Below are 25521 nucleotides of genomic sequence, written 5' to 3'. Positions count from 1 at the left end.
ACGCACGCTACAAGGAAATGTGGTGCCTGCGCGTGAAGTCGACCAGGTCCACCAGCGAGACCACGCCCAGCTTGGCCATCAGGCGGGTCTTGTAAGTGCTGACGGTTTTGTTGCTGATGAACATGGCGTCGCCGATCTCTTTGTTGGACATGCCGCGCGCCAGCATTTGCATGACCATGATTTCCTTGTCAGACAGGCGCTCGAGTTTCTTGGTTGCCTCGATTTCGGCGCCCGCATGCGCATCGGCGCCGAAATCGGGAAAAATGGTGTAGCCCGCCAGCACCACTTCGATGGCGCGGACGATCTCGGGTATTTCATTCACCTTGCCTATGTAGCCTTGCGCGCCGGCGGCCTTGACGCGGGGCGCGAACAGGCTGGGATCTTGGGCAGAAACCGCCAGGATGCGCACGCCGGGATGGATGGCCTTGATGCGCGGGATGACTTCCAGGCCATTGATGCGCGGCAGTTCGATATCAAGAATGACCAGCCCGGGCATGTGCTCGCGCACAAGCTGGACGGCGTCCTGGCCATTGCCGGCCTCGACGATTTTGCCTACCCCCAGTATCTGCGACAGCTGTTGCCTGACCACCAGGCGCAGCGGAGGATGATCATCGACGACAAGTACGGTGGTCACGAACTGGATTTATCCATCGTCAGTACGGGGCCGCGATAGGCATCCGATTGCAGTTCGCCGATGGCGAAGTCGACAAAGGCACGTACCTTGGCCGCGACGTGGCGACGCGATGGATAGACCGCGTAGATGTAGGTGTCGACCATGGCCCAGTCGTTGAGCGCGGTACGCAGCCGCCCTTGCGCGAGGTCTTCTTCGACATAGGTGCGGGGCACCAGGCTCAGGCCGAAACCGGCACGCAGCGCATCGCGCACGGCCAGGCTGGAATTGACCTGATAGCGCCCGCGCACAGGCACGCGCACGGTTTGGCCGTTGCGGTGGAAGGTCCATTCGTCGGCGTGGCCCGACAGCGTGAAGCGCAGGCAGTTGTGATTCAACAGCGAATCGGGAGTGTCGGGCATGCCGTACCGCTGGAAATAGGCGGGCGAGCCGCACAACACGTGCGGCAGCACGGTAAGGGGGCGCGCGACCAGGGTGGAGTCTTCGAGGTGGTCGGTGCCACGGATGGCGACGTCGAAGCCTTCCTGGATGATGTCGACGCGGCGGTCTTCCAGGTGCAGGTCGAGCGAGAGTTCGGGATAGGCCTGCAGAAAGGCGGGGATGGCAGCCGACAGGCGGGTAAGCGTAAGCGACATGGGCGCGCTGACCCGCAACACCCCGCTGGCCCTGACCTGCATGCAAGCCAGCGAGCGGCCGGCTTCGTCGAGGTCGTCGAGAATGCGGCAGACTTGTTCGTAGTACAGCGTGCCGGCCTCGGTGAGGCTCATGCGGCGAGTGGTGCGGTTCAGTAGCCGCACCCCTAGATGGGATTCAAGTTCGCTGACATTCTTGCTGACCGCGGCGGGCGACACCTGCAATTGGCGGGCGGCGCGCGCAAAGCTGCCTAAGTGGACAACATTGCGGAACACGCGGAGGGCCGTAAGGTGTTCCATCTATTATTTACTCATAGATGATAGTGAATCAACTTTTTAGGACATTATCAATTATAAGTAGATCAAGTACGCTTGTATCAGAGCAGTCAAAAAAATCGGACCAACGGCAATACTCACCACCATGACGTTGCCGTACCCCCTTCCCCGTCGAACAAGAGCAGACCTGATGGAAAACGCACTGATCGCCGCTATAGAACAACGCACCTCGGCCAATTACTTCGACCCGGCGCACCGGATCGCGCCGGCCCAGCTCGAGCGGCTGGCCGAGTTGGCCACGCGTGCGCCCACTGCCTTCAATCTGCAGAACTGGCGCTTTATCGCCGTACATACGCCGGCCGCCAAGGCTCGCTTGCGCGACCTGGCCTGGGGCCAGGCAAAAGTGGCCGATGCCGCGGTGACATTCGTGGTGGTGGGCGTACTGGCGCGGCACGATGCATTGGCCCAGCGCCTGGCGCCATCGGTGCAGGCGGGTTTCATGCCAGCCCGGATGGTGCCGGCATGGGAAAGCGCAGCGCGAGGCCTGTACGAAGACCAGCCCTGGCAACAACGTGACGAAGCGGTGCGCAGCGCCGCGCTGGGGGCGTCGACCCTGATGCTGGCCGGGCAGGCGCTGGAATTGGCGTCTTGCCCCATGAGCGGCTTCGATGCAAAAGGCGTGGCGCGCGAGTTCGGCCTGGCCGCCGACGAAGTGCCGGTGATGCTGGTGGCGATGGGCCGTGCGGCCGCAGGCAATTGGCCGCAAAAACCGCGCCGCCCGGTCAGCCAGGTACTGGAACTGGCTTGAGGATTCCCCCCTTGAATCGCGGCGCGGATGTGCTTGCCACCGCCCTGGCCCCGGCCATCTGGGGCAGTACTTATATTGTGACGACGGGGCTGCTGCCGGCCGGCTACCCGCTGACAGTCGCCATGCTGCGCGCCCTGCCGGCCGGCATCCTGTTGCTGCTGTGGGCTCGCCGGCTGCCCCACGGAATCTGGTGGGCGCGCAGTTTCTTGCTGGGCGCGCTGAATTTTTCGCTGTTCTGGGCCATGCTGTTCGTTACGGCATACCGGTTGCCTGGCGGCGTGGCGGCCACCCTGGGCGCGATCCAGACACTGATCGTGATCGGCCTGGCCCGGTTGCTGCTGGGCGCGCCGGTACGCGGGCTGTCTGTGATCGCCGCGTTGGCGGGCATCGGCGGCGTGGCGCTGCTGGTGCTGACACCCGACGCAGCCCTGGACCCGATCGGCATCGCTGCCGGACTGATAGGCGCGATGGCCATGGCCTTGGGCACGGTGCTCAGCCGCCGCTGGCAACCACCGGTGCCGGCCCTGACTTTCGCGGGCTGGCAACTGACGGCGGGCGGCCTGGTGCTGGTGCCCTTCGTGGCATGGCTGGAGCCGCCGCTGCCGACACTGACAGCAGCCAACCTGGGCGGCCTTGTTTACTTGGCGGTGATAGGCGGCGCCTTCACTTATGCGTTGTGGTTCCGCGGGCTGGCACGGCTGGGCCCGGCGGTGGTGGCCTCGCTGGGTTTCCTGAGCCCGGTGACCGCGGTGGTGCTGGGCTGGAGCCTGCTCGGACAACACTTGAACGCCCTGCAACTGGCCGGCATGGCCATCGTGATAGGCAGCGTATGGCTGGTGCAGCGCGTGCAGGCCGGCACGCCTATAGCGGCGCCACCCCCACCGACAGGCCCCCGCAGGCATACAGAACCTGCCCCGTGACGAAGTGCGCGTCGCCCGACAAGAAGAAGGCGATGGTTCCCGCGATGTCTTCGGGCTGGCCCAGGCGCCTGAGCGGAATGCGCTGCTCGAGTTCTTGCCGCTGCTGCGCGCTCATGGGATTGTTGTTGCGATACAGCTCGGTCAGCACCGGGCCGGGCGCTACGGCATTGACCGTGATGCCGTGCACACCCAGTTCGAGCGCCCAAGTCCGCGTGAACCCCAGCAAGCCGCTCTTGGCCCCGGCATAAGCAGTGCGACGCGGCATGCCCAGCGCTGCCCGGCTCGCGATATTGACGATGCTGCCCTGCCCGCTCTGGATCATTGCCGGCAGGCAAGCCTGCACGCACTGCATGGGTGCGCGCAGGTTCACCGCCAACAGGCGGTCCAACTCGTCGGGCCGGGTTTCCTGCAAGGTATGCGACGTGGTCAAGCCCGCATTGTTGACGATGCTATCGACCGGGAACTGGGCGGCGATGCTGGCCAGCACATCGGCTGTAGCGGCGGCATCCGCCAGGTCGACCTGGAAGAAATCGCCCGGGAAACCTGCCGCGGGCGCGCTACGGGCCAGGCCAATGACATGATGGCCGTCGGCCGCCAGGCGCTGGGCGGCGGCCAGGCCGATGCCACGGCTTGAACCGGTGATCAAGGTCACGCGGGGGTTCATGGTGGCCTTCATTCGACTTGCGCGCCCGACTGCTTGACCACGCCAGCCCATTTTTCGACTTCGCCGCGCACGAAGCCGGCAAAGGCCGGCGCCGCATTGGGCGGCTTGGGCAGCGCCACGCCGCGCTGGTCGAACACCTTGCGCACCGTGTCGCTGGCCAATGCCTTGTTCACCGCCTGGTTCATCTGCTGCACGATGGCCGCGTCGGTGGCGGCAGGGGCGAACAGGCCAAACCACGACTGCACCGAGAAATCAGGCAGGCCAGACTCAGCCAGCGTGGGAATATCGGGCGCCGACGGCGACCGGTCTGCCGTGGTGACACCCAGCGCGCGCAGCTTGCCGGCCTGTACGTTGGGCAACACGGTAGGCATGTTGTCGAAGATGGAATCGACCTGGCCGCCCAGCAGGTCGGTCATGGCCGGCCCGCTGCCGCGATAGGGCACGTGCAGGATGTTGGTCCCTGTTTGCAGCTTGAAGAGTTCGCACGACATATGGATGGCCGAGCCCGTGCCCGATGACGCACAGGTCAGCTTGCCGGGGTTGGCCTTGGCATACTCGATGTAGTCCTGCACGCTCTTGACGGGCAACGCGGGGTTGACCACCAGCAGGTTCGGCACCGTGCCCAGCAGCGCCACGCTGGCGAAGTCCTTCACCACGTCGTAGTTCAAATGCTTGTAGAGCGTGCGGTTGATGGCGTTGGCGGTCGAACCGACATAGAACGTATAGCCATCGGGGGCCGCGCGGGTGACGATCTCTGCGCCGATGTTGCTGTTGGCGCCGGTACGGTTCTCTACCACGAAGGTCTGCCCCGTCTGTTCGCTGAGCGCCTGGGCCAGCGTGCGTGCAATGATGTCCGTCGTGCCGCCGGCGGCGTAGCCGACGATCCAGGTTACGGGGCGGGCGGGCCAGGAACTGCCCTGCGCGGCGGCGGGACCCGCAGCCTGCATGGCCACGGCCAGTCCGCAAAAGATGGCGAATCTTCTGAACATGTCTTCTCTCCCTGGTGCGTTTTGATTATGGGTATGGCCGCTGTTCGGTCGCGCGCGGCTGACGCGGTCAGGCAGGGACGGCGCCCTGGATGGTAATGCGATGCATGGCGCGGCGGCGCCCCGGATAGTCGTTGATGGCGTAATGCATCGTGCAGCGGTTGTCCCAGAACGCCATTGAGCCCTCGCGCCAGCGGAACCGGCAGGTGTTCTCCGGTTTGGCACTGTGCTGGTACAAGAACTGCAGCAGCGGCAGGCTTTCTTCGCGCGTCATGTTCTCGAACGAATACGTGAAGGGATGATTCACGAACAGGCATTTGCGGCCGGTTTCTTCATGGGTACGCACGACCGGATGCACGCTGGCGATCGAACCAACGTCTTCGCGCAGCTTGGTCGAGCGAGTGCTGTTGCGTATCTTCGAGTTGGCCGACAAGAAGTCATTGGAATGCACGGCGCGCAGGTTTTCCAGCTTGGCTTTCAGGCCATCGGACAGCGTGTCATAGGCGCGATACATGTTCGCCCACAATGTATCGCCGCCCACATCCGGTATTTCACGGCCATACAGGATCGAGCCCAGCGGCGGCGTGGGATGGTAGGTTTCGTCGGTGTGCCAGGTGTCGCCGATGATGTCCTGGTCGGTGGGCTCTTTCACCACCGGCATGATCTCGGGGTAGTCGTCCAATGTGCGGTACACCGGCGTCATGCTGATTTCGCCGAAGCGGCGGGCAAATGCGATGTGCTGTTCGGGGGGCAGGGTCTGTTCGCGAAAGAAAATGACCTGGTGATCCAGCAATGCCTGCCTGATGGCGGCAATCTGCGCGTCGGGCAAATCGCGCGACAAATCGACATTGAGCAACTCGGCGCCAATGACGCCGGTCAGTTTGCGTACTTCCATGCCTCTCTCCTGAGTCCGTATGCGAATCTTGTTGTGGCCGGGCCAGTGTAGGAGCCAGGTATTATTAATGTCTAATACAGTTTTAATCTGTTATTGATAGGTAAAAATAGAATAATGATCGACTTGAAACGCCTGCGATATTTCGTGGCGGTGGCCGAAGAAGCCCACTTCGGGCGTGCCGCGAATCGGCTGGGCATCAGCCAACCGCCCTTGAGCGAGCATATCCAGGCACTGGAAACCGCCTTGAATGCCAGGCTGCTGTTTCGCACGACGCGTTCAGTAAGCCTGACCGTGGAAGGCGAAGCACTGCTCAAGCACGCACGCGCCATTCTTCACGATACCGATCGCTGCCAGGAAATCGTCAATGCCTCGCGCCAGCAGGACATCGAGTCGCTTACGCTGGGCATCTTGCATGCGCATACCTATACCTTCCTGCCTGGGTTGCTGCGCAGCTATTTCTCGCGCCACCCCGCCCACCGCGTTCATCTGGTCGAATACTCGACCACTGAACAGAAAGGCAAGCTGCTGGAAGGCGCAATCGATATCGGCCTGGTGCGCGAGCCTATCTATCATCCGTCGCTGCGTACGCAACGGTTGTTCTCGGAGTGCTACGCCGTGGCGGTACCCACCGCATGGGACATTGCCCGCAAGAAAGCCCTGTCGGTACGGGACCTGGGCGGGCGCAGCATGATCGGCTATCCCAGCCATGACCATCGTCGCAGCACGCAAAGCCTGTTCCGGGATTTTTTTCACCAGTATTCGGTGAACCCCTCCGATCGTTTCGAGGTGAAGACCATGCATGCCGCGTTGGCGCTGGTTGCCGCCGGGCGCGGGTTCGCGCCGGTACCCCGTACGCAAATGGCGCTGCAACTGGCAGGCGTGACCTACCGGCCGTTTCGCGAGCCTTCGCCAGAATTGTCCGTAGGCCTGGCCTGGCGCGAAGACAAGGCCTCGCCGCCGGTGGCCGAATTCGTCAGGATCTGCCAGGCGCACTTCGCCGACGGGCGCCACAACGCGGACGGGCGTTAACCTGAAGTTAAAGATGCTTTGAATCGGCCGCGCGCCTGCGCGGCGATGCGCTGGTTACAGTGCCCGACAAGCAAGCCGGCGACGGTCGCCGGCCAGGAGTCGGGCATATGAAGACATACCGCATCGCAACCATTCCGGGCGACGGCATCGGCAAGGAAGTCATCCCCGCGGGCCGCCAGGCCATGCAGGTGCTGGCCGAGGCCGACGGCTCGTTCACCTTCGAGTTCCACGATTTTGATTGGGGCGGCGATTATTACCGCCGCCATGGCGTGATGATGCCGGCCGATGGGCTGGACAGCCTGCGCGACAAGGACGCCATCTTGTTCGGCTCGGCGGGCGACCCGGACATCGCCGACCACATCACCCTGTGGGGCTTGCGGCTGAAGATCTGCCAGGGCCTGGACCAATATGCCAATGTGCGGCCCACACGCATCCTGCCCGGTATCGACGGGCCGCTGAAGCGCTGCGAGCCCGGACAGCTGGATTGGGTGATCGTGCGCGAGAACTCGGAAGGCGAATATTCCGGCGTGGGCGGGCGCGTGCACCAGGGGCAACCGATCGAAGCCGCCACCGACGTGTCCATGATGACGCGCGCCGGCGTCGAACGCATTCTGCGTTTCGCGTTCCGCCTGGCACAGTCGCGCCCGCGCAAGCAACTGACGGTGATCACCAAGTCGAATGCCCAGCGCCACGCGATGGTGATGTGGGACGAGATCGCGCTGGAGATCAGCCGCGAGTTTCCCGATGTGCACTGGGACAAGGAACTGGTAGACGCCGCCACGGCGCGGATGGTCAACCGCCCCGCCTCGCTGGACACCATCGTGGCCACCAACCTGCACGCCGACATCCTGAGCGACCTGGCCGCGGCGCTGGCTGGCAGCCTGGGCATCGCGCCCACTGGCAATATCGATCCGGAACGGCGCTATCCGTCGATGTTCGAACCGATCCATGGCTCGGCCTTCGACATCATGGGCAAGGGCCTGGCGAACCCCATCGGCACATTCTGGTCGGTGGTGATGCTGCTGGAACACCTGGGTGAACACCAGGCGGCGGCGCGCATGATGCAGGCCGTGGAAAACGTGACGGCCGATCCGGCGCTGCATACGGGCGACCTGGGCGGCAAGGCGACTACCGCGCAGGTCACGCTAGCGGTTTGCCGCTACCTGCAAGAGGCGGCGGGCCAGGCACGCGCGGCCTGAGCCTGCCTTGCCCTGACGCGCCATTCATCAATAAGAAAGAGGAGACATCATGAAACTTGCGAAGAACAGCCTGCGCGGCGCGCTGACCGGCGTGCTGTGCGCCACGGGCATCATGCTGGCGGCAGGCGCGGCGGCGCAGCCGTACCCGACCCGGCCGGTCAGCCTGGTGGTGCCGTTTCCGGCCGGTGGCACCACCGACGCGCTGGCGCGCGCGCTGGGGGATGAGCTGGCCAAGAGCCTGGGCCAGCCGGTGGTGGTGGAAAACAAGCCCGGCGCGGGCGCCACGCTGGGCGCCGACTATGTGTCCAAGGCCCGGCCCGACGGTTATACGCTGCTGATGGGCGCGGTGCACCACACCATCGCCACCAGTGTGTACCAGGGCTTGAAATACGACTTCCAGAAAGATTTCGCGCCCGTCACCACGGTGGCGCTGGTGCCGAACATCCTGGTGGTGAATCCCAAGGTGCCGGCCCGCAACGTGCAAGAGCTGCTGGCGCTGGCGCGCAAGACGCCGGGCAAGCTGACCTTCGGATCCAACGGCATGGGCACGGCGCAGCACTTGATCGGCGCGCAGTTCCAGGACCTGGGCGGCGTCACGCTGCTGCACGTGCCCTACAAGGGCAGCGGCCCGCTGACCACCGACCTGCTGGGCGGCCAGATCGATATGTCGTTCGACACCATCACGCCCGTGCTGCCGCACATCAAGTCGGGCAAGCTGCGGGCCCTGGCGGTCACCACCGACCAGCGCTCGGCCGCCTTGCCCGACGTGCCCACTTTGCAGGAATCCGGACTGAAGGGCTTCAATATGGGCACCTGGTTCGGCGTGCTGGCGCCGGCCGCCACGCCGCCCGAAGTGGTGGCGCGCCTGAACGCGGAAATGGTGAAGATCATCAAGTCGCCCGGGTTCGGCCAGCGCATGGCCGAGATCGGCGCGGTGCCGGTGGGCGACAGCAGCGCGCACATGGCGCAGCAGATCAAGGACGATACCGGGCGCTACGCCAAGCTGGTGAAACAGGCCAACGTGGCGATCAACTGAACCCGGCGGCTACCAGGCGGCGTCGGCGCCGCCTTGCCGCCTGTCCTGGAAGTAATCGACCAGGAAATCGATGAACACGCGCACCTTGGCCGACAGGTGGTTGCGTTCGGGGAATACGGCGTGGATGTCGGCCGGCGGTAGCGCGTAGTCTTGCAACAGCAATTCCAGCCGGCCCGACCGCACATAGCGCGCCAGATCCCACTCGGCGCGTTGCAGGATGCCCAAGCCGGCCAGGCCCCAGGTCAGCGTGACTTCGCCGTCGTTGCTGCTGAGCAGCCCCCGTACCTTGACCGTCTCGCTGTGGTTGCCCTGGGTGAAGCGCCACAAGCCGTACGTATCGTCGTTCTGGCGCAGCACGATGCACTGGTGGCGCGCCAGGTCTTGCGGCACCTGCGGGTAGCCATGGACTTTCAGGTAATCGGGTGAGGCGCATACCAGCCGCCTGTTGGGCGCGATGCGCCGGGCGATCAACTGGGTATCGGGAATATCGCCAAAGCGGATCGCCACGTCGAAGGCGTCTTGCACGAAGTCCACCGGCGCGTCGGTCAGTTGCAATTGCACCTGCACTTCCGGGCAGCGGCGCGCGAACAAGGCGATGGCCGGCGCAATATAGCTGCGCCCGAATCCCAGCGGCGCATTGACTTTCAGGCGCCCGCGCGGCTGCGCCTGGCGGCTGGCCATGAGTTGGTCCAGGTGCTCGATATCGTCCAGAATGCGGCGCGCATTTTCCAGGTACAGCTCGCCTTCGGCCGTGAGACTGATGCGGCGGGTATTGCGGTTGAGCAGGCGCACGCCCAGGCGGCCTTCGATCTGTGCCAGCCGCTTGCTGACCGCGGCCGTCGTCACGCCCATTTCACGCGCGGCCGCCGAAAAGCTGCCCGCGCGCACCAGTTCAACCAGCAATTGCAATTCTTGGGACTGGCCCATGGCATTTGGCATCTTGCGGGGGATGGCGGCCATGGTAGCCCAAAGCCCGGCGCAAACAGAGGTTGCATCTCTGCTCAATTTATTTAGAATGAGAGTGGTTTTCATTTTCATTACTGAATAGGCCTCATGTCGACCTCCCTGCCGGCGCCCCAGGACGCCGTACACGGCCTGTATCGCGACCATCACGGCTGGCTGGATGGCTGGCTGCGGCGCAAGCTGGGCAATGCCTGCGATGCGGCCGACTTGGTGCAGGACACGTTCGTGCGGGTGCTGCGCCACCGCGCCGAACTGGCCATGGTGCGCGAGCCGCGCGCCTACCTGACCACCATCGCCAAGCGCCTGCTGCTGAACCACTACCGGCGCCGCTCGCTGGAACAGGCCTACCTGGAAGCCCTGGCGGCCCTGCCCGAGCCGCGCGCGCCATCGCCCGAGCAACGGTTGCTGATCCTGGAAGCCCTGCACGAGATCGACGCCGTGCTGCACGCCCTGCCGCAGCGGGTACGCGAGGCTTTCCTGCTGGCGCAACTGGAACGGATGCCCTATGAAGACATCGCGCAACGGCTGAATGTGTCGGTGCGCACCGTGCAACGCTACATCGTGCAGGGCTACGAGCAATGCATTCTGGCAACGTCCTAGGGCAGGCCGAGCCGCCGGTGGATCGCGGCGTGGCGCGCCAGGCCGCGCGCTGGCTGATGCGGCTGGGGTCGGGCCACGCCACCGCCGCGGATGTACGTGCCTGCGATCGCTGGCGCGCCAGCGATGCGGAACATGAACGCGCCTGGCAGCGCGCCCAGTCGCTGAACCGCGCGTTCGGCCTGGTGCCGCCGGCGGTGGGCATGGCGGCCCTGGGCCGTGCCACCGACAAGCCGCGCCGGGCGGTGCTGAAGGCCATGGTGGCGCTGATCGTGGCGCCCCCGGTGGCCTGGACCGCCTGGCAGTCGGCGCCCATGACACGCTGGCGGGCCGATTACCGCACCGCCGCCGGCGAACGGCGCGAACTACGCCTGGCCGATGGGTCGCGGCTGCTGCTGAACACGTCCACGGCCGTCGACGCGGAATTCAGCGATGCCACGCACGCGCTGTGGCTGCGCGAAGGCGAGATCTATGTCGAAACCGCCAGGCCGGCCGGCCCGCCCCTGCAGGTGCAGACCCGGCTGGGGTCGATCCATGTGCGCGATGCCGCGCAGTTTGCCGTGCGCCTGGAATCGCAGCGCTGCCGGGTGGACGTGGCATCGGGCCAGGTGGAACTGCGGCCGGCACAGCCGGATGCGCCGGCCGCATGGCTGGGCCCGGCCCAGCAAGCCACGTTCGACGCCGGCGCCGTGTACCCCTGGCGCCAGTCGGATCCACGCGGCCCGGACTGGCTGCGGGGCGTGCTGCATGCCGATGCGATGAGGCTGGACGCGTTCGCGGCCGAATTGGCACGCTACCGCCCCGGCCTGGTGCGCTGCGATCCCGCCGTGGCGGCATTGCGCATATCGGGTGCCTTCCAGTTGGACAACACCGACGGCATCCTGCAGGCGCTGCCCGCCTTGCTACCGGTACAGGTGCAATACCGGACAGCGTACTGGGTGACGCTGGGTCCGGCGGACCAGGCCTGAGCATCCCCAAAAAAAATTCACCGCATCGTGTCCGGTTCTTCTTCGCCAAGGGTCATGGAGAACAAAGGCAGCGTGCTGCCTGCACTCGACGACCCCTTCCGACAGGAACCCCATGCCTGCTCTACACGCCCCCCGCCGGTACGATCCGCATCCGTTGCATCAACGCACGGCATTGGCTGCCGCCGTACGCGGCGCAATGCTGGCCATCGCCCTGATGGGCGGCCTGGGAATGGCGGCCGGCCCCGCGCGGGCACAAACCGCCCAGGCGGCCCCGCCGCTGCGCACCTACCAGGTGCCGGCCGGCGAACTGGGGGCGGCGTTGGCCCGCTTTGCCGACCAGGCGGGCATCACGGTGCTGTTCCAGCCCGACGCGGTGCGCGGCCGGCACAGTGCCGGCCTGCAAGGCGCGTATCCCGTGCCGGAAGCGCTGCGCCGCCTGCTCGACGGAACCGGCCTGGCGGCGCGCGAACGCGGCAATGGCGCCTACGTGCTGCTGCCCCAGGAAGCCGCCGTGACCCAACTGGCGCCGGTGATGGTCGAGGCCGAGGCACCGCGAACCGAGCCGGCCTGGACCAGCACGACCACGCGGCAGGAACTGGACGGCAGGCAGGTACGCAACTGGGAAGACGTGGGCAAGCGGCTGGATGCCGGCGTGAACTTCAACCGGCAGAACAACAGCATCAATATCCGTGGCGTGGACGGCGACCGCGTGGCCACCCGCATCGACGGCATTCGCCTGCCCTGGCTGGACGACGGCGCGCGCGGCGTGAAGGGCGGCCTGAATGCCGTGAGCTTCGATACGCTGTCGCGGCTGGACATCGTGCGCGGCACCGACTCGGCTTCGGTGGGATCGGGCGCGCTGGGCGGCGCGGCCGAATTGCGCACGCTGGATCCGGACGACCTGCTGCCCGACGGGCGCGACTTCGGCGCGCTGCTCAAGGGCGACTACGATTCGGCCGACACCAGCCGAGCCGCCAACGCCGCGCTGGCCGGGCGCCTGCAAGCCAACACCACTTGGCTGCTGCAGGCCGGCATCCGCAAGGGGCACGAGCTGGACAATCGCGCCGACCAGGGCGGCTACGGCCCCGCGCGCAGCCGGCCCGATCCCGAAGACTATACGCAGCGCAATGTGTTGCTGAAGCTGCAGCAGCGCATCGACGGCGGCCACCGCTTCGGCCTGACGGGCGAGTTGTTCCGCTACGACTCGGACAGCGACAGCAAGTACCTGCAAGGGCCGGACACCAGTTACCTGGAAGGCGAGAACAGCGCCACCGAGAACATCGAGCGCAAGCGGGTGTCGCTGGACTACGAATACCAGGCGCCGCGCGCCGGCGGGCCCATCGATACCGCACGGGCGGTGGTGTACTGGCAGCGGCTGCGGCTGGACAAGGGGCTGGACGCGATGCGCAGCGTGGATGCACGCGCGTCCATCATTCCCGGCGACCCGTTCCGCTATGGGTTTCCCAGCGGCGCCTACGGACGCGACAACTCGATCCAGGAAACCCTGTTCGGCGTGAACGGCGAGGCCACGCGCCGCGTCGACGGCAGCGTGTCGCAGTTGTGGACCGTGGGCGCCGAATGGATGGGCAACCGCACCGAACAATATTCGGGCGGCTACGACAACTGCCCCGACGTGCCCGCCGGCCTGCCGGCGCCCTTCGGACCGCGCGCCTGCGACATGCTGCACACCAACCAGGCCGACATGCCGCGCGTCAAGGGCAGCCAGTGGGCGGTGTGGGCGCAGAACGAGATCGGCTTTGCCGAGGGGCGCTACACACTGATGCCCGCCTTGCGCTACGACCATTACGAGCAGAAGCCGCAGGCCACCGACAGCTACGACAGCAATCCGAATGCCGGCGGGCTGCCGCCGTCGTCCAGCGGCGGACGGTTCTCGCCGCGCCTGCTGGGCACCTGGAAGGCGCGCGAGCAGGTGACGCTGTATGCGCAGTACGCATACGGCTACAAGGCGCCCAGCGCCACCGAGCTCTACACCAACTACGGCGGGCCCGGCACTTACTTGCGCGTGGGCAACCCGTACCTGAAACCCGAATCCAGCCGCGGCTGGGAACTGGGCGCGCGGCTGGGCAACGAACAACTGGGCGGCGCGCTGTCGTTCTTCGACACGCGCTACCAGGACTTCATCGACAAGCAGGTGCCGCTGGGACCGGACTCGCCGCAATGGCAGGACGGCTGGGCCGGACAGTACCCCCTGGGCGTAACCGGCGTGGTCAACCGCGCCCGGGTGCGTATCTACGGCGCCGAGGCCTCGGCGCACTGGCGCTTCGCGCCCGGCTGGCGCACCTGGGGCTCGCTGGCCTGGACAGTGGGCAAGGACCAGGGCACCGGCCAATACCTGAATTCCGTACCGCCCTTGAAGGCGATCCTGGGCCTGGGCTACGAACGCGATCGCTGGGGCGTGGACGCCATGCTGACCACCGCCACGCGCCGCAACAAAGTCGAATACCCCGACGCGGCCGCCGACGCACCCAACCCCGACTTCCGCGCGCCGGGCTATGGCGTGGTGGACTTGATGGCGTATTGGAAACCCGCCGCCGTGAAGGGGCTGCAGGTGCGCGCCGGCGTCTTCAACCTGCTCGACAAGAAGTACTGGGAAGCCATCAACGTTCCCACCGCAGGCGCAGTGGTGCTGCCTCGTCCGGTAGACTGGTACACCGAACCTGGGCGCAGCGTGCGCATTTCATTAACCTATCAATACTGAACCGCGCCGGCATGTTGCGGCCCGGGTCGAAAGGCCGTTCGCCGCGCCCGGACACAGGAGAGCAATCCCCATGAGCAATACCTCTTATACCGAACTGGCCGCCGAGCTGCGCGCCCGCAACGACGCCCTGGCAGCGGCGCAGCCGGGCCAGCGCGCGCGCAACCTGGCGCAGGCGCTGGGCGTATCCGAAGCGCAATGGGTGGCTGCGCAATGCAACGGCGTGCGCGCCACCGCCCTGACCGGCGCCGAATCGCCGCAGGCGATTTTTCGCGAACTGGGCACGCTGGGCGAAGTGATGGCCCTGACGCGCAACGAATGGTGTGTGCACGAGCGGCATGGCCGCTATGAATCGATCCAGGCCGAAGGGCCGGTGGGCCTGGTGCTGGGCCCCGATATCGACCTGCGCGTGTTCTTCAGCGGCTGGGATACTGCCTGGGCCGTCGAGCACGACGGCCGGCACAGCCTGCAGTTCTTCGACCGCGCCGGCGTGGCGGCACACAAGGTATACCGCACCGATGCGACCGACGCGGCAGCCTACGATGCGCTGGTGGCGCGCTTTGCGGGCGAACCCGCCTGGCCCGAGCCCCAGCCCTGGCCGGCCGGCGACGAGGCCGGTACCGTCGACGACCAGCAGGCCCTGCGCACGGCCTGGCTGGCCATGCAGGACACGCATGAATTCTTCCCCATGCTGCGCAAGTTCAAGGTGTCGCGGCTGGCGGCCCTGGACGCGGCCGGCATCGACCTGGCGCAGCGCGTCGAGGCCGACACGGCCGAACGCATGCTGCAGGCCGCGGCCGAATCGGGTCTTTCGATCATGTGCTTCGTGGGCAACCGCGGCATGATCCAGATCCACACCGGGCCGGTGGCCAATCTGCGCCGCACGGGCCCGTGGTTCAATGTGCTGGACCCGCGCTTCAACCTGCACCTGAACACGCAGGCCATAGCCTCGGCCTGGGTGGTCAGCAAGCCCACCAGCGATGGCTGGGTGACGTCGCTGGAACTGTATGCGGCCAGCGGCGACCTGATCGTGCAGTTCTTCGGCGAGCGCAAGCCCGGCAAACCCGAGCTGGCCGAATGGCGGCGCCTGCTGGGCAGCCTGTGCCCGCAACCACTGGCCGCCTGACGGCCGCCACCGAGGAGCATCATGGCAGCAAGCCTGTTGAGGACTGTCGGGGCCGTCTTGGCGGCCGCCTGCGTGGCCGCGTCGGCGCAGGCCGCGCAAGACGCGCCGGCAGCGCGCGTGGTGTCGCTGGGCGGCACGGTCACCGAGATCGTCTATGCGCTGGACCAGGGCGACCGCCTGGTGGGCGACGACCTGTCCAGCCTGTATCCCGAGGCGGCCACCAAGCTGCCGCGGGTGGGCTATTACCGGGCGGTGCCGGTCGAAGGCGTACTGGCCCTGAGGCCCGACCTGGTGCTGGCATCCGACCAGGCCGGGCCGCCCACCGCCATCGCCCGCCTGAAAGAAGTGGGCGTGCCGGTGGCGGTCGTGTCCGACCAGCCCACGGTGCAATCGCTGGATGATCGCATCCGGCAGATCGCGCAGGCGCTGGGCGTGCCCGAACGCGGCGAGCAATTGGCGGGGTCCGTGGACGCCGCGCTGCGCGATGCGCGCGCCCTGCCCGAATCGCATGCCCGCGCGGTGCTGATCATGAACCGCACCGGCACGCCGCTGGGCGCGGGTAGCGGCACGGCGGCATCGCTGGTGATGGAACTATCGGGCCTGGTCAATGTGCTGGCCGACCAGCAAGGCTACAAGCCCTTGTCGGCCGAGGCCCTGGGCGGGCTGGCGCCGCAGGTGATCGTGGTACCGCGCATGTCGCTGGAAGCCGCCGGCGGCATGCAGAAGCTGCTGGCCATGCCGGGCGTGGCCAGCACGCCGGCCGCCGCCAACGATTGCATCGTCGTCATGGACGACCTGCTTGCGCTGGGCACTGGGCCACGGCTGCCGCAGGCCATCCGCGCGTTGAAGGAGACCGACTGTGTCGCTCGCCAGGGCCAGCCGTCTCGTGCGGCCAGCTAGGCGCGCCGCGCCGCCCGCCGTATTGGCGGGGCTGGGCGCGGCCGCCCTGCTGGTGGCATTGCTGGCCGCCCTGAGCGGCGCGGTGCATATCCCGCTGGCCGATGCGCTGCGCGTGCTGGCCACCGGCGCCTCGCAGCCCGACGATACGTTGTGGCGCAATGTGCTGCTGGACATCCGCCTGCCGCGCGTGCTGTTCGCCGTCGTGGCGGGCGCGGCGCTGGCCATTGCCGGCGCCGCCATGCAGGCGCTGTTTCGCAACCCGTTGGCCGAGCCGGGCCTGGTGGGCATCTCGGCCGGCGGCGCGCTGGGCGCGGTATCGGCCATCGTGCTGACCACCGGCGGCTTTGCCGTGACCGCGCCCGCGGCCTTTGCCGGCAGCCTGCTGGCCACGGCCGCCGCCTATGCGGTGGGCCGGCGCGTTTCCGGCGTGGCCGGCCTGCTGCTGGCCGGCATCGCCATCAATACCGTGGCAGGCAGCCTGATCGGCTTGCTGACCTACATGGCCTCGGATGCCCAATTGCGCGACCTGACTTTCTGGAGCATGGGCAGCCTGGCCGGCGCCAGCTGGCCGTTGCTGGCCTTCCTGGCGCCCTGGACGCTGCTGTGGTCGGCCTGGCTGATGCGCCAATGGCGCGCCATGAACGCCCTGTTGCTGGGCGAGCGCGAAGCACAGCACCTGGGTTTCGCCCTGATCACCGTGCGCTACAAGCTGGTGCTGGCCACCGCCCTGATCGTGGGCCCGCTGGTGGCCGCCACCGGCGGCATCGGTTTCGTGGGGCTGGTGGTGCCGCACCTGGTGCGCATGACCCTGGGCGCAGATCACCGCTGGCTGCTGCCGGCGTCGATGCTGGCCGGCGCGCTGGCGCTGACCCTGGCCGACTGGCTGGCGCGCATCGTGGTCATTCCGGCCGAACTACCCATCGGACTGGTCACCAGCCTGGTGGGCGGGCCCTTCTTCTTGTGGCTGCTGGCGCGGGGGCGCCGATTCTGATGAGCCTGCGCACCCTCGATCTTGCCCTGTCGCGCAACGGCGCGCGCATCTTGTCCGGTGTATCGCTGGCGATCGAACCCGGCCACGTGCTGGGCTTGCTGGGCGCCAATGGCGCGGGCAAGTCGACGCTGCTGGCCGCGCTGGCGGGCGAACTGCATGCCGACAGCGGCGCCATCGAACTGGACGGTACCGCCCTGAGCGGCCTGCCGCTGCGCCGCCAGGCGCGACAGCGCGCGGTACTGCCGCAAAAGCCCTCGCTCAGTTTCGACCTGGGCGTGCACGAAGTGGTGGCCATGGGCGCCTATCCATTTCCCGAGCTGGGCCCGGTGGAAGTGGAAGAACTGGTCGACGCGGCCCTGGCCCTGGCCGGCGTGCCGCAACTGGCGCAGCGGCGCTACCCCGAGCTGTCGGGCGGCGAGCAGCAGCGCGTGCAATTCGCCCGCGTGCTGGCGCAGTGCCAGGCACAGCGCGATGCGCAGGTGCCGCGCTATTTGCTGCTGGACGAACCGATTTCCAGCCTGGACCCGAAGCACCAGATCGAACTGCTGCGCACCACGGCCGGCCTGGCCCACGAGCAGGGCCTGGGGGTGCTGGTGATCGTGCACGACGTCAACCTGGCGGCGCGCTGGTGCGACCGGCTGGTGATGCTGGGCGGCGGCACGGTGGTGGCCGATGGCGCCCCCGATGCAGTACTGACGCCGGCCAACCTGCGCGCGGTGTATGACATCGAAGCCGATGTCCTGCCGCACCCCACCCTGCCGGGGCGATTGCTGGTGCTGCCCCGTTGACAGGGATGCGCGGCCCGCGCCTGGCCGCGCCACTGCCGGGGCCGTCCGGTAGCCCGCCATTGCGGGTTAACATGGTGCTTGCTCCGGGGTGCACGCCAGTGCTGAGATTCAGACCCGCGAACTTGACCCGGTTCATGCCGGCGTAAGAAGAGCATCGACCTCGACAGGGCCGTATCCACGCGCCGCTGGCACAGGCGGGCTTCGGAGCTTCCACGCACAGGAATCCACCAAAGCCCATGAACCACGTCGAACCGCCGGTCGCGGACATTCTCGAACTCATCGCCCAGGACAGCTGCACCGACGCGCAATTCGACCAGATCGCGCTGCGCCTGTTCGCCTACCAGTATGGCGCCAACGCGCCCTACCGCAGCTTTTGCCAGCGCCGGGGCGCCACGGTGCGCACCGTGAAAACATGGAGCGACATCCCGGCCGTGCCCATCGACGCCTTCAAGGCGATGGAGCTGCGCTGCGAGCCGCCTTTGCCGACCGAGCGCGTGTTCATGACCAGCGGCACCACCCGCGCCGACACGCGCGGACGCCACTTCCACCCGCGGCTCGACGTCTACGACCTGTCCATGACCCGCAACTTCGCGCGACGCGTCATGCAAGGCGTCGAGCGCCTGCCGATGGGCCTGCTGTTCCCGGACGAAGCCACGATGCCCAACTCGTCGCTGGCGCATTACCTGGCGCTGGCGAAATCCGCCTTCGGCAGTCCCGACAGCCGCTATTTCGTGTCCCCGCAGGGCATAGACCTGCAGGGCTTGTGGCAACGGCTGGAACAGGCCGAGCAACTGGGCGAGCCCTATGCCCTGCTGGGCGCGAGCTATAGCTTCGTGCATGTCATCGACGCGCTGCGCAAGGAAGGCCGGTCGTTCCGCCTGCCGCCGGGCAGCCGCATTCTCGATACCGGCGGCTACAAGGGGCAGTCGCGCGAATTGCCGCTCGAGGCCTTTTATTCGTCGCTTTCCGAATTGCTGGGCGTGCCGCGCGAGCTGTGCATCAACATGTACGGCATGACAGAACTGAGCACGCAGTTCTACGACGATGGCAATGCCATCGTGCCCTCGGTCAAGTCGGGGCCGCATTGGATACGTTCGCGCCTGGTCGATCCTGCCACGGGCTGCACGGTGCCGGCTGGCGAACGCGGCATCCTGGTGCACTGCGACCTGGCCAACTTCAATTCGGTCTGCACCATCCTTACCGAGGACGTGGGCCTGCCGGCCGACCGCGGCTTCTTGCTGCTGGGGCGTGCCGAGGGCGCCCAGGCCAAGGGCTGCTCGCTGGCGGTCGAAGCATTCATCCGGACCGCCACGCCATGAACGTGCCCAGAATCGAAGCGGGCTACCTGCCGGGGCTGGCGGCAGCCGACGTCCAATGGCAGGTACTGCCGTTCGCGCAGGGCAGCCAGCGGATCGAGGTGGCGGTGCCGGTGCTGTCGGCCCCGCAAATGGATGCGCTTGCCGAGCGGGTCCGGCGCGCCAGCGCCCAGCACCTGAAGACCATGCCGGTGTCCGGGATCATCGCGGTCATCGATCGCGCCATTGCCCGGCTGCTGGACCGCGACGACCCGTACCGCCGCCAGGCCGACGCGCTGCTGCCGCTGGTCAGCGGCTATGACGCCGAGATGGTCCGCCTGGGGCTTACCGGTTTTTTCAAGACCTTCCGCGCCCCGCAACTGCACCGTTTCGTGGCCGAGGATTTCGCCAATCCCAAGGTGCTCGACGGTTTCCAGCCGACGGCCAAGGGCGGTGCGGTGCGGGCCCATGGGCCGCAACTGCTGGTGCACAGCTGGGCCGGCAACGTGCCCGCGCTGGCGCTGTGGAGCCTGGTCTGCGGCCTGCTGGTCAAGGCCGGCAACATCGGCAAGCTGCCCAGCGCCGAGCCGCTGTTTGCCGGCTGGTTCGCGCGCCTGCTGGCCGAAGTGCATCCGCCGCTTGCCGATTGCCTGGCCGTGGTGTGGTGGCGCGGCGCCGGCGATGCGGACGCCGAGGCGCTGTACGCCCAGGCCGACACCGTGGTGGCCTATGGCGGCAATGATTCGCTGCAAGCCATCCAGCGCCGCCTGCCCGTGACGACGCGCTTTCTTGCGCATGGGCACAAACTCGGCTTCGGGGTGGTCAGCGCGATGGCGCTTGACGCGTTGAAGGCGCCCGCCCTGGCGCGGCGCGCCGCGTGGGATGTAGTGCGCTATGACCAGCAGGGCTGCTATTCGCCGCATGTCTTCTATGTGCAGCGCGGCGGCCAGGTTGCGCCACGCGAGTTCGCCGGCTACCTGGCGGGCGAACTGGCCGTCCTGCAGCGGCGCTTTCCGCGGCGCGCCCTGGACCTGGAGGAATCGGCGGCGCTGGCGAAATGGCGGCAATCTGTCGAATGGAAGCAGCCGGCTGCCGAAGGCCAAGACCCTTTGATCGGCGATCCCGCTGCGGCATGGAGCGTGGCCTACACCGACGGCCCCCAGGCCCTGGCCCCCACGGCGCTACAGCGCAGCATCGTGGTCGCCGGCGTCGACGCGCTGGACGAAGTGGCGCCCGCCGTGGCCGGCGGCGGGGTTTTCCTGCAATCGGCCGGCATCGCCGCCACGCCAGGCGAGCTGTACCGCCTGGCCGAGCAGTTGGGCGCTGCGGGCGTCACCCGCATCAGCGCCATCGGCTCGATGAGCGTGCCCGAAGCCGGCTGGCACCACGATGGCCGCTTCAACCTGCTCGACTTGGTCCGCATGACCGAGATCGAACAATCGGCCGAATCGGCGGCCGAGCCCTTTGCGCCCTACGAACCATGAGCCCGGCGCCGGACATCCCCTTTCTCGATATCCAGCAGGCGGCCTACACCTACCCTGGCCGGCCGCCCGTCGTGGCCGGCATCGACTGGCAACTGCAGGCCGGCGGTTTCCATTGCCTGGTCGGGCGCAGCGGCTGCGGCAAGACCACACTGCTGAAGCTGGCCGCGGGCCTGCTGCAACCGCAGGCCGGGCATATCCGCCGGTGGGATGGCACGGCGGCCGCGCCCGGCCCGCAGCTGGGCTATGTGTTCCAGGCGCCCACCCTGCTGGAATGGCGCCGGGTCATCGACAACGTGCTGCTGCCCGTGTCGTTGCAGCGCCGGCCGCTGGCTGCCGACCTCGAGCGCGCGCAGGCCTTGCTGGCCATGCTGGGGCTGTCCGACCATGCCCGGCACTATCCCCGGCAGTTGTCCGGCGGGCAGCAAAGCCGGGTGGCGCTGGCACGCGCCCTGATTCTCGAGCCGGCGCTGTTGTTGCTGGACGAACCCTTCGCCGCGCTGGATGCCATCACGCGCGGCGAGCTGCAGGACGACCTGTTGCGGATGTGCCGTGTGCGCAAGACCACCGTGCTGTTCGTCACGCATGACATCGGCGAAGCGGTGTACCTGGGCGACCGCGTCGGGGTCATGCACCAGGGGCGCCTGCTGGCCGACATCCCGGTGGACCTGGGCGCGCCCCGCAGCCAGGCCATGCGCCACGGCGCGGCCTTCAACCAATACTGCTCCCGGATATTCGAAACCATGACAGAGGCTCGCGCATGAAACCGACGCTGAACACCCGCGTCCTGGCCGGCGTGCTGCTGGTGATCCTGGTAGGGATGTGGGAACTGACCGTGCGGCAGGCCGGTATTTCCGCGCTGGTGCTGCCGGCGCCCTCGGCCGTGGCCCTGACGCTGTGGACCAGCCTGTCCACCGGTTATCTCTGGCCCCATATCGGCACGACCCTGGCCGAGATGCTGCTGGGCCTGGCGCTGGGCGGCATCGCGGGCCTGGCCATGGGCGTGGCGCTGGCCGAATCCGCCCTGCTCGACCGCGTGCTCAAGCCCTACGTCATCGTCAGCCAGGTGGTCCCCAAGCTGGCCCTCGCGCCGCTGTTCGTGCTGTGGTTCGGATTCGGCATGGCGCCCACCGTGGTGATGACCGCGCTGATCTGCTTTTTCCCCTTGATGGAAAACACCTTGACCAGCCTGCGGCAGGTCGACCCGAACCGGCTGCAACTATTCCGCATGCTGGGTGCATCGCGTGGCCAGACGTTGCTGCGCCTGAAGCTGCCCGCGGGCCTGCCAGGTATTCTGGCGGGGCTGCGCGTGGCGCTGGTGCTGGCCCTGGTCGGCGCTGTCGTGGGCGAATTCATCGGCGCCAGCCGCGGGCTGGGCGCGGTCATCATCGCCTCTCAGGGCATGATGGACACGCCGCTCATGTTTGCGGCGCTGGCCGCCATCGCCGCCATCGGGCTGCTGTGCTATCAAGCCATGCTTATGGTAGAGCGGCGCCTGCTGCGTCCCTACACTGACCATTCATGACATTCACCAGGATTCGCCCCATGGTTCCGTCTTCCCGCCGCCGTGCGCTGCTGACCGCTGCCGCCAGCCTTGCCGCGCTATCGATCGGCCCTTCCGCGGCGCGCGCCCAGGCGGCGGCCTCCGGCAAGGTCACCCTGGCCGGCTGGAGCAAGCCCATCGCCGAAATCACCAACCTGCTGGCCGAGCCCGACAAGGGCTTTTTCAAGGCGCAGGGCCTGGAACTGGTCTACTTGCCTGGCGCGGGCGGCGGCGACGCCATCCGCAACATCCTGAGCGGCCAGGCCGACGTGGCCTTTACCGATCCGGGTTCTCTGTTCATGGCGCTGGACAAGGGCGAAAAGCTACGCGCCATCTATGACATTTATCCGCAGAACGTCTTCAACGTAGTGTCGCTCCAGTCCGCCAACATCGCGCGGCCGGCGGACCTGAAGGGCAAGCGCATCGGCGTCTACAGCTTGTCCAGCGGCACGCGCCAGAACCTGCTGGTGATGCTGCATCAGGCCGGGCTGACCGAAGCGGATGTGGAAATCGTGGTGACCGGCGTCCTGAACTTCGCGCCCCTGCTGCAGGGCCACGTCGACGCCACCGCGGCTACCGACACCGGCCTGCTGGTGGGCAGGCGCCGGGGGCTGGGCAAGGTCAATGTGATGCAGGTGCGCGACTACCTCAACGTCTCCAGCGACCTGTTCGTGGTGCGCGAACAGGTCTACCAGCAAAGGCAGCCGCTGCTGCGCGCGTTTCTCAAGGCCTACCGCGACAGCGCCGCCTGGATGATCGCCCAGCCGGAAGAAGCGGCAACGCTTGCCGCCAAACGCGCGATCGACGGCACCGACCGGGACATCAATCTGGAGGTGATCCGGCTGCGCAACATCGCCGCCCAGGCGCCGGCCGGCCCCGGCGGTGCCGCGCGCGCGCTGGGCGCGTTCGACCTGGCGCTGCTGCAGCAGGCGGCCGACGCCTATCGCGCGCTGGGCCTGATCCAGCACCCCATCGATGTGGCCAGCGTGGCCGATGCCAGCCTGCTGCCGGCGTCCTGATATGAGCGCAACCATGCAATTCACAGGCAAGGTAGTACTGGTCACAGGCGCTAGCCGTGGCATAGGCGCCGAGATCGCGCGCAGTTTCGCGCGGGAAGGCGCGACGGTCGTCGTCAATTACCTGAGCAATGCCACGGCGGCCGATGCCGTGGTGGCGCAATGCCAGGCCCTGGGCGGCGACGCCTGGGCCGTGCAGGCGGATGTCGGCTCGCCAGAGGCCGTGCGCGCCATGATCGACGCCATCGTGCAAGAGACCGGCCGGCTCGACGTCGCGGTCAACAACGCGTTACGGCACTATGCATTCGATCCCAGGCGGCGCACCGCATTCGACCACCTGAATTGGCAAGACTACCAGGCCCAGTTCGATGGCGCGGTCGGCGCCGCCTTCAATGTGTGCCGCGCCGCGCTACCGCACTTCCAGCGGCGCGCCCAGGGCTGCATCGTGAACATTGCCAGCAACCTGGTCGAGCACCCGGTCGTGCCGTACCACGACTACACCACCGCCAAGGCCGCGCTGGTGGCATTCAGCCGCAATCTTGCGGCTGAACTCGGCCCCTTTGGCATCCGCGTGAATTGCGTGGCGCCGGGCCTGGTCTATCCGACCCAGGCCAGCGGCGCAACCCAGGAATCGTTCCGCGAATCGCTGATTGCCGCCACGCCATTGCGGCGCATCGCCAGGCCCGAGGACGTCGCCGGGCCGGTGATGTTCCTGGCGTCCGACTGGAGCGGCTTCATGACCGGCCAGGTGTTGTTCGTGGACGGCGGGCTGGTGATGCGCTGAAGAAAAGTACGCAGCATACAGTCTCGAGCCAGGAATCAGGCACCTGAATCGCGCTCTCGATGGCGATGCCCGCAACACCAGCAAGACGCGCTTGCCAAATCAACTCGCCAAGGCTTTCATCTCGGCATACAAGTCTGCTTTCCCCTCGAACCCGATGCCCGGCAGTTCGGGCAAGGTGACAATGCTGTCGCGCACCTGCACGCCATCCGGAAACCCACCATAAGGCTGGAACAAATCCGGGTACGATTCATTTCCCCCCAGGCCCAGGCCGGCCGCGATGGCCAGGGACATCTGGTGGCCTCCGTGCGGAATGCAGCGCGTGGCCGACCAGCCATTTTCCTTCAGCATGTCCAGCGTGCGCAGGTATTCCACCAGGCCGTAACTGAGCGCGCAATCGAATTGCAGCCAATCGCGGTCGGGGCGCATGCCGCCGTAGCGGATCAGGTTGCGGGCGTCCTGCATCGAGAACAGGTTCTCGCCGGTGGCCATCGGCTTGACGTAGTGCTTGGCCAACTCGGCCTGCAAGGCGTAATCCAGCGGATCGCCCGCCTCTTCGTACCAGAACAGGTCGTACTGCGACAGCGCCTTGGCGTATTCGACCGCGGTCTTCAGGTCGAACCGGCCATTGGCGTCGACCGCCAGGCGCTGGCCCGGGCCCAGCAGCTTCAGCACCGCTTCGATGCGCTCGCAGTCTTCCGCCAGCGACGCGCCGCCGATTTTCTTTTTCACCACCGAATACCCGCGGTCCAGGTAGCTTTGCATTTCGCGCCGCAGGCCGTCCAGCCCCTGGCCCGGCCAGTAGTAGCCACCCGCCGCATAGACGAAGACGTCGCGGTTGGCACGGCCATCGCCGTAGCGCTCGGCCAGCAGCTGGTACAGCGGCTTGCCTTCGATCTTGGCCACCGCATCCCACACCGCCATGTCGATGGTGCCCACGGCCACCGAGCGTTCGCCGTGGCCGCCGGGTTTCTCGTTGGTCATCATGGCGGCCCAGATCTTGTGCGCATCGAGATTGTCGCGTGCGTCGTCGCGCAGGCTGGCCGGGTCGGCCTCCAGGATACGCGGGGCGAAGCGGTCGCGGATTAGGCCGCCCTGGCCGTAGCGGCCGTTTGAATTGAAGCCGTAGCCCACCACGGGCTTGCCGTCGCGCACCACATCGGTCACCACCGCGACCAGGCTGAGCGTCATCTTGGAAAAATCGATGTACGCGTTGCGGATATTGGATTTGATGGGGCGGGTCGATTCGCGGATGTCGACGATTTTCATGAGCGATGGCT

At 67.0% G+C, this 25521-nt stretch carries 25 protein-coding genes and 1 riboswitch; of the genes, 18 read left to right on the top strand and 7 right to left on the bottom strand.

Annotated features, from left to right (window positions below; genetic code table 11):
- Nucleotides 1-7: 7 nt before the first annotated feature.
- Together KW845_RS09020 and KW845_RS09015 are read right to left on the bottom strand one after the other, a co-directional pair.
- Nucleotides 8-634: a response regulator transcription factor gene (locus KW845_RS09020; RefSeq protein ID WP_218368897.1), complete on the bottom strand. Its 627-nt coding sequence runs from the start codon at nt 632-634 to the stop codon at nt 8-10.
- A complete protein-coding gene (locus KW845_RS09015) occupies nt 631-1563 on the bottom strand; it encodes a LysR family transcriptional regulator (RefSeq protein WP_218368896.1) in 933 nt (310 codons plus the stop codon). The genes KW845_RS09020 and KW845_RS09015 overlap by 4 nt, the downstream gene beginning before the upstream one ends.
- Before the next feature lie 166 nt (nt 1564-1729).
- Here KW845_RS09015 and KW845_RS09010 point away from each other — a divergent pair, with 166 nt between their 5' ends.
- Together KW845_RS09010 and KW845_RS09005 are read left to right on the top strand one after the other, a co-directional pair.
- The gene (locus tag KW845_RS09010; protein WP_218368895.1) at nt 1730-2347 is read left to right on the top strand and encodes a nitroreductase family protein; all 618 of its coding nucleotides are present in this window, start codon (nt 1730-1732) and stop codon (nt 2345-2347) included.
- A gap of 11 nt (nt 2348-2358) precedes the next feature.
- Nucleotides 2359-3267: an EamA family transporter gene (locus KW845_RS09005; RefSeq protein ID WP_218368894.1), complete on the top strand. Its 909-nt coding sequence runs from the start codon at nt 2359-2361 to the stop codon at nt 3265-3267.
- On the opposite strand, the gene KW845_RS09000 is transcribed toward KW845_RS09005, so the two are convergent.
- The 3 genes from KW845_RS09000 to KW845_RS08990 all read right to left on the bottom strand — a co-directional run bounded on the left by KW845_RS09000 (nt 3209) and on the right by KW845_RS08990 (nt 5812).
- Nucleotides 3209-3931 carry an SDR family oxidoreductase gene (locus tag KW845_RS09000; protein ID WP_218368893.1) on the bottom strand — a complete coding sequence of 241 codons (723 nt, stop codon included), beginning with the start codon at nt 3929-3931 and terminating at the stop codon, nt 3209-3211. The two genes, KW845_RS09005 and KW845_RS09000, sit on opposite strands and share 59 nt — an antisense overlap.
- A gap of 8 nt (nt 3932-3939) precedes the next feature.
- The gene (locus tag KW845_RS08995) at nt 3940-4920 is read right to left on the bottom strand and encodes a tripartite tricarboxylate transporter substrate binding protein (RefSeq protein WP_218368892.1); all 981 of its coding nucleotides are present in this window, start codon (nt 4918-4920) and stop codon (nt 3940-3942) included.
- A 67-nt stretch (nt 4921-4987) separates the two neighbouring features.
- Nucleotides 4988-5812 (bottom strand): TauD/TfdA family dioxygenase, encoded by an 825-nt coding sequence (locus tag KW845_RS08990; RefSeq protein WP_218368891.1) that lies wholly within the window; start codon nt 5810-5812, stop codon nt 4988-4990.
- Nucleotides 5813-5926: 114 nt separating this feature from the next.
- Here KW845_RS08990 and KW845_RS08985 point away from each other — a divergent pair, with 114 nt between their 5' ends.
- The 3 genes from KW845_RS08985 to KW845_RS08975 all read left to right on the top strand — a co-directional run bounded on the left by KW845_RS08985 (nt 5927) and on the right by KW845_RS08975 (nt 9076).
- Nucleotides 5927-6841, top strand: a complete 915-nt coding sequence (locus KW845_RS08985) for a LysR family transcriptional regulator (RefSeq protein WP_218368890.1) — start codon at nt 5927-5929, stop codon at nt 6839-6841.
- A gap of 107 nt (nt 6842-6948) precedes the next feature.
- Complete coding sequence (locus KW845_RS08980) at nt 6949-8040, top strand: tartrate dehydrogenase (protein WP_218368889.1); 1092 nt, start codon at nt 6949-6951, stop codon at nt 8038-8040.
- Nucleotides 8041-8152: 112 nt separating this feature from the next.
- Entirely contained in the window at nt 8153-9076 is a 924-nt protein-coding gene (locus KW845_RS08975) for a tripartite tricarboxylate transporter substrate binding protein (protein WP_255592626.1), read from the top strand.
- A 9-nt stretch (nt 9077-9085) separates the two neighbouring features.
- Here the strand turns inward: KW845_RS08975 and KW845_RS08970 are convergent, their stop codons facing one another.
- Nucleotides 9086-10003 (bottom strand): LysR family transcriptional regulator, encoded by a 918-nt coding sequence (locus tag KW845_RS08970; RefSeq protein ID WP_218368887.1) that lies wholly within the window; start codon nt 10001-10003, stop codon nt 9086-9088.
- 126 nt (nt 10004-10129) lie between these two features.
- Between KW845_RS08970 and KW845_RS08965 the strand changes: the two genes are divergently transcribed.
- The 13 genes from KW845_RS08965 (at nt 10130) to KW845_RS08905 (ending at nt 24244) form a co-directional block, all read left to right on the top strand.
- Nucleotides 10130-10639 carry a sigma-70 family RNA polymerase sigma factor gene (locus KW845_RS08965; RefSeq protein ID WP_218368886.1) on the top strand — a complete coding sequence of 170 codons (510 nt, stop codon included), beginning with the start codon at nt 10130-10132 and terminating at the stop codon, nt 10637-10639.
- Entirely contained in the window at nt 10618-11604 is a 987-nt protein-coding gene (locus KW845_RS08960; RefSeq protein ID WP_218368885.1) for a FecR domain-containing protein, read from the top strand. The genes KW845_RS08965 and KW845_RS08960 overlap by 22 nt, the downstream gene beginning before the upstream one ends.
- A gap of 112 nt (nt 11605-11716) precedes the next feature.
- Nucleotides 11717-14323 carry a TonB-dependent receptor gene (locus KW845_RS08955; protein ID WP_218368884.1) on the top strand — a complete coding sequence of 869 codons (2607 nt, stop codon included), beginning with the start codon at nt 11717-11719 and terminating at the stop codon, nt 14321-14323.
- A gap of 70 nt (nt 14324-14393) precedes the next feature.
- Entirely contained in the window at nt 14394-15446 is a 1053-nt protein-coding gene (locus KW845_RS08950; RefSeq protein ID WP_218368883.1) for a hemin-degrading factor, read from the top strand.
- A gap of 21 nt (nt 15447-15467) precedes the next feature.
- Nucleotides 15468-16346 carry a hemin ABC transporter substrate-binding protein gene (locus KW845_RS08945; RefSeq protein WP_218368882.1) on the top strand — a complete coding sequence of 293 codons (879 nt, stop codon included), beginning with the start codon at nt 15468-15470 and terminating at the stop codon, nt 16344-16346.
- Nucleotides 16333-17337, top strand: a complete 1005-nt coding sequence (locus KW845_RS08940; protein WP_218369967.1) for an iron ABC transporter permease — start codon at nt 16333-16335, stop codon at nt 17335-17337. Before KW845_RS08945 ends, KW845_RS08940 begins: the two co-directional genes overlap by 14 nt.
- Nucleotides 17337-18125 (top strand): heme ABC transporter ATP-binding protein, encoded by a 789-nt coding sequence (locus tag KW845_RS08935; RefSeq protein WP_218368881.1) that lies wholly within the window; start codon nt 17337-17339, stop codon nt 18123-18125. The genes KW845_RS08940 and KW845_RS08935 overlap by 1 nt, the downstream gene beginning before the upstream one ends.
- A gap of 74 nt (nt 18126-18199) precedes the next feature.
- A riboswitch (TPP riboswitch) is annotated at nt 18200-18291 on the top strand.
- Nucleotides 18292-18361: 70 nt separating this feature from the next.
- Nucleotides 18362-19444: a long-chain fatty acid--CoA ligase gene (locus tag KW845_RS08930; RefSeq protein ID WP_218368880.1), complete on the top strand. Its 1083-nt coding sequence runs from the start codon at nt 18362-18364 to the stop codon at nt 19442-19444.
- A complete protein-coding gene (locus tag KW845_RS08925; RefSeq protein ID WP_218368879.1) occupies nt 19441-20904 on the top strand; it encodes an acyl-CoA reductase in 1464 nt (487 codons plus the stop codon). The genes KW845_RS08930 and KW845_RS08925 overlap by 4 nt, the downstream gene beginning before the upstream one ends.
- Nucleotides 20901-21665, top strand: coding sequence for an ABC transporter ATP-binding protein (locus KW845_RS08920; protein WP_218368878.1), 765 nt, complete (start codon nt 20901-20903; stop codon nt 21663-21665). Before KW845_RS08925 ends, KW845_RS08920 begins: the two co-directional genes overlap by 4 nt.
- The gene (locus KW845_RS08915) at nt 21662-22426 is read left to right on the top strand and encodes an ABC transporter permease (RefSeq protein WP_218368877.1); all 765 of its coding nucleotides are present in this window, start codon (nt 21662-21664) and stop codon (nt 22424-22426) included. Before KW845_RS08920 ends, KW845_RS08915 begins: the two co-directional genes overlap by 4 nt.
- Before the next feature lie 20 nt (nt 22427-22446).
- Nucleotides 22447-23463, top strand: coding sequence for an ABC transporter substrate-binding protein (locus tag KW845_RS08910; protein WP_218368876.1), 1017 nt, complete (start codon nt 22447-22449; stop codon nt 23461-23463).
- A 13-nt stretch (nt 23464-23476) separates the two neighbouring features.
- On the top strand, nt 23477-24244 hold the full coding sequence (locus KW845_RS08905; protein ID WP_255592511.1) for a 3-oxoacyl-ACP reductase: 768 nt from the start codon (nt 23477-23479) through the stop codon (nt 24242-24244).
- Between the two features lie 99 nt (nt 24245-24343).
- On the opposite strand, the gene KW845_RS08900 is transcribed toward KW845_RS08905, so the two are convergent.
- On the bottom strand, nt 24344-25510 hold the full coding sequence (locus KW845_RS08900) for a mandelate racemase/muconate lactonizing enzyme family protein (RefSeq protein WP_218368874.1): 1167 nt from the start codon (nt 25508-25510) through the stop codon (nt 24344-24346).
- Between the last annotated feature and the right edge of the window lie 11 nt (nt 25511-25521).

Source organism: Bordetella sp. BOR01, assembly GCF_019218885.1.
Lineage (GTDB): Bacteria > Pseudomonadota > Gammaproteobacteria > Burkholderiales > Burkholderiaceae_B > Bordetella_A.
This window is presented reverse-complemented; position numbering and strand designations above follow the sequence as displayed.

Coding starts and splice junctions, on each gene's coding strand:
- KW845_RS09000 (WP_218368893.1), bottom strand. CDS start 3,931: ATGAACCCCCGCGTGACCTTGATCACCGGTTCAAGCCGTGGCATCGGC.
- KW845_RS08945 (WP_218368882.1), top strand. CDS start 15,468: ATGGCAGCAAGCCTGTTGAGGACTGTCGGGGCCGTCTTGGCGGCCGCC.
- KW845_RS08935 (WP_218368881.1), top strand. CDS start 17,337: ATGAGCCTGCGCACCCTCGATCTTGCCCTGTCGCGCAACGGCGCGCGC.
- KW845_RS09015 (WP_218368896.1), bottom strand. CDS start 1,563: ATGGAACACCTTACGGCCCTCCGCGTGTTCCGCAATGTTGTCCACTTA.
- KW845_RS08980 (WP_218368889.1), top strand. CDS start 6,949: ATGAAGACATACCGCATCGCAACCATTCCGGGCGACGGCATCGGCAAG.
- KW845_RS08920 (WP_218368878.1), top strand. CDS start 20,901: ATGAGCCCGGCGCCGGACATCCCCTTTCTCGATATCCAGCAGGCGGCC.
- KW845_RS08970 (WP_218368887.1), bottom strand. CDS start 10,003: ATGGGCCAGTCCCAAGAATTGCAATTGCTGGTTGAACTGGTGCGCGCG.
- KW845_RS08985 (WP_218368890.1), top strand. CDS start 5,927: ATGATCGACTTGAAACGCCTGCGATATTTCGTGGCGGTGGCCGAAGAA.
- KW845_RS08965 (WP_218368886.1), top strand. CDS start 10,130: ATGTCGACCTCCCTGCCGGCGCCCCAGGACGCCGTACACGGCCTGTAT.
- KW845_RS09010 (WP_218368895.1), top strand. CDS start 1,730: ATGGAAAACGCACTGATCGCCGCTATAGAACAACGCACCTCGGCCAAT.
- KW845_RS08995 (WP_218368892.1), bottom strand. CDS start 4,920: ATGTTCAGAAGATTCGCCATCTTTTGCGGACTGGCCGTGGCCATGCAG.
- KW845_RS08950 (WP_218368883.1), top strand. CDS start 14,394: ATGAGCAATACCTCTTATACCGAACTGGCCGCCGAGCTGCGCGCCCGC.
- KW845_RS08960 (WP_218368885.1), top strand. CDS start 10,618: ATGCATTCTGGCAACGTCCTAGGGCAGGCCGAGCCGCCGGTGGATCGC.
- KW845_RS08910 (WP_218368876.1), top strand. CDS start 22,447: ATGGTTCCGTCTTCCCGCCGCCGTGCGCTGCTGACCGCTGCCGCCAGC.
- KW845_RS08900 (WP_218368874.1), bottom strand. CDS start 25,510: ATGAAAATCGTCGACATCCGCGAATCGACCCGCCCCATCAAATCCAAT.
- KW845_RS08905 (WP_255592511.1), top strand. CDS start 23,477: ATGCAATTCACAGGCAAGGTAGTACTGGTCACAGGCGCTAGCCGTGGC.
- KW845_RS08990 (WP_218368891.1), bottom strand. CDS start 5,812: ATGGAAGTACGCAAACTGACCGGCGTCATTGGCGCCGAGTTGCTCAAT.
- KW845_RS08930 (WP_218368880.1), top strand. CDS start 18,362: ATGAACCACGTCGAACCGCCGGTCGCGGACATTCTCGAACTCATCGCC.
- KW845_RS08925 (WP_218368879.1), top strand. CDS start 19,441: ATGAACGTGCCCAGAATCGAAGCGGGCTACCTGCCGGGGCTGGCGGCA.
- KW845_RS08975 (WP_255592626.1), top strand. CDS start 8,153: ATGCTGGCGGCAGGCGCGGCGGCGCAGCCGTACCCGACCCGGCCGGTC.
- KW845_RS08955 (WP_218368884.1), top strand. CDS start 11,717: ATGCCTGCTCTACACGCCCCCCGCCGGTACGATCCGCATCCGTTGCAT.
- KW845_RS08915 (WP_218368877.1), top strand. CDS start 21,662: ATGAAACCGACGCTGAACACCCGCGTCCTGGCCGGCGTGCTGCTGGTG.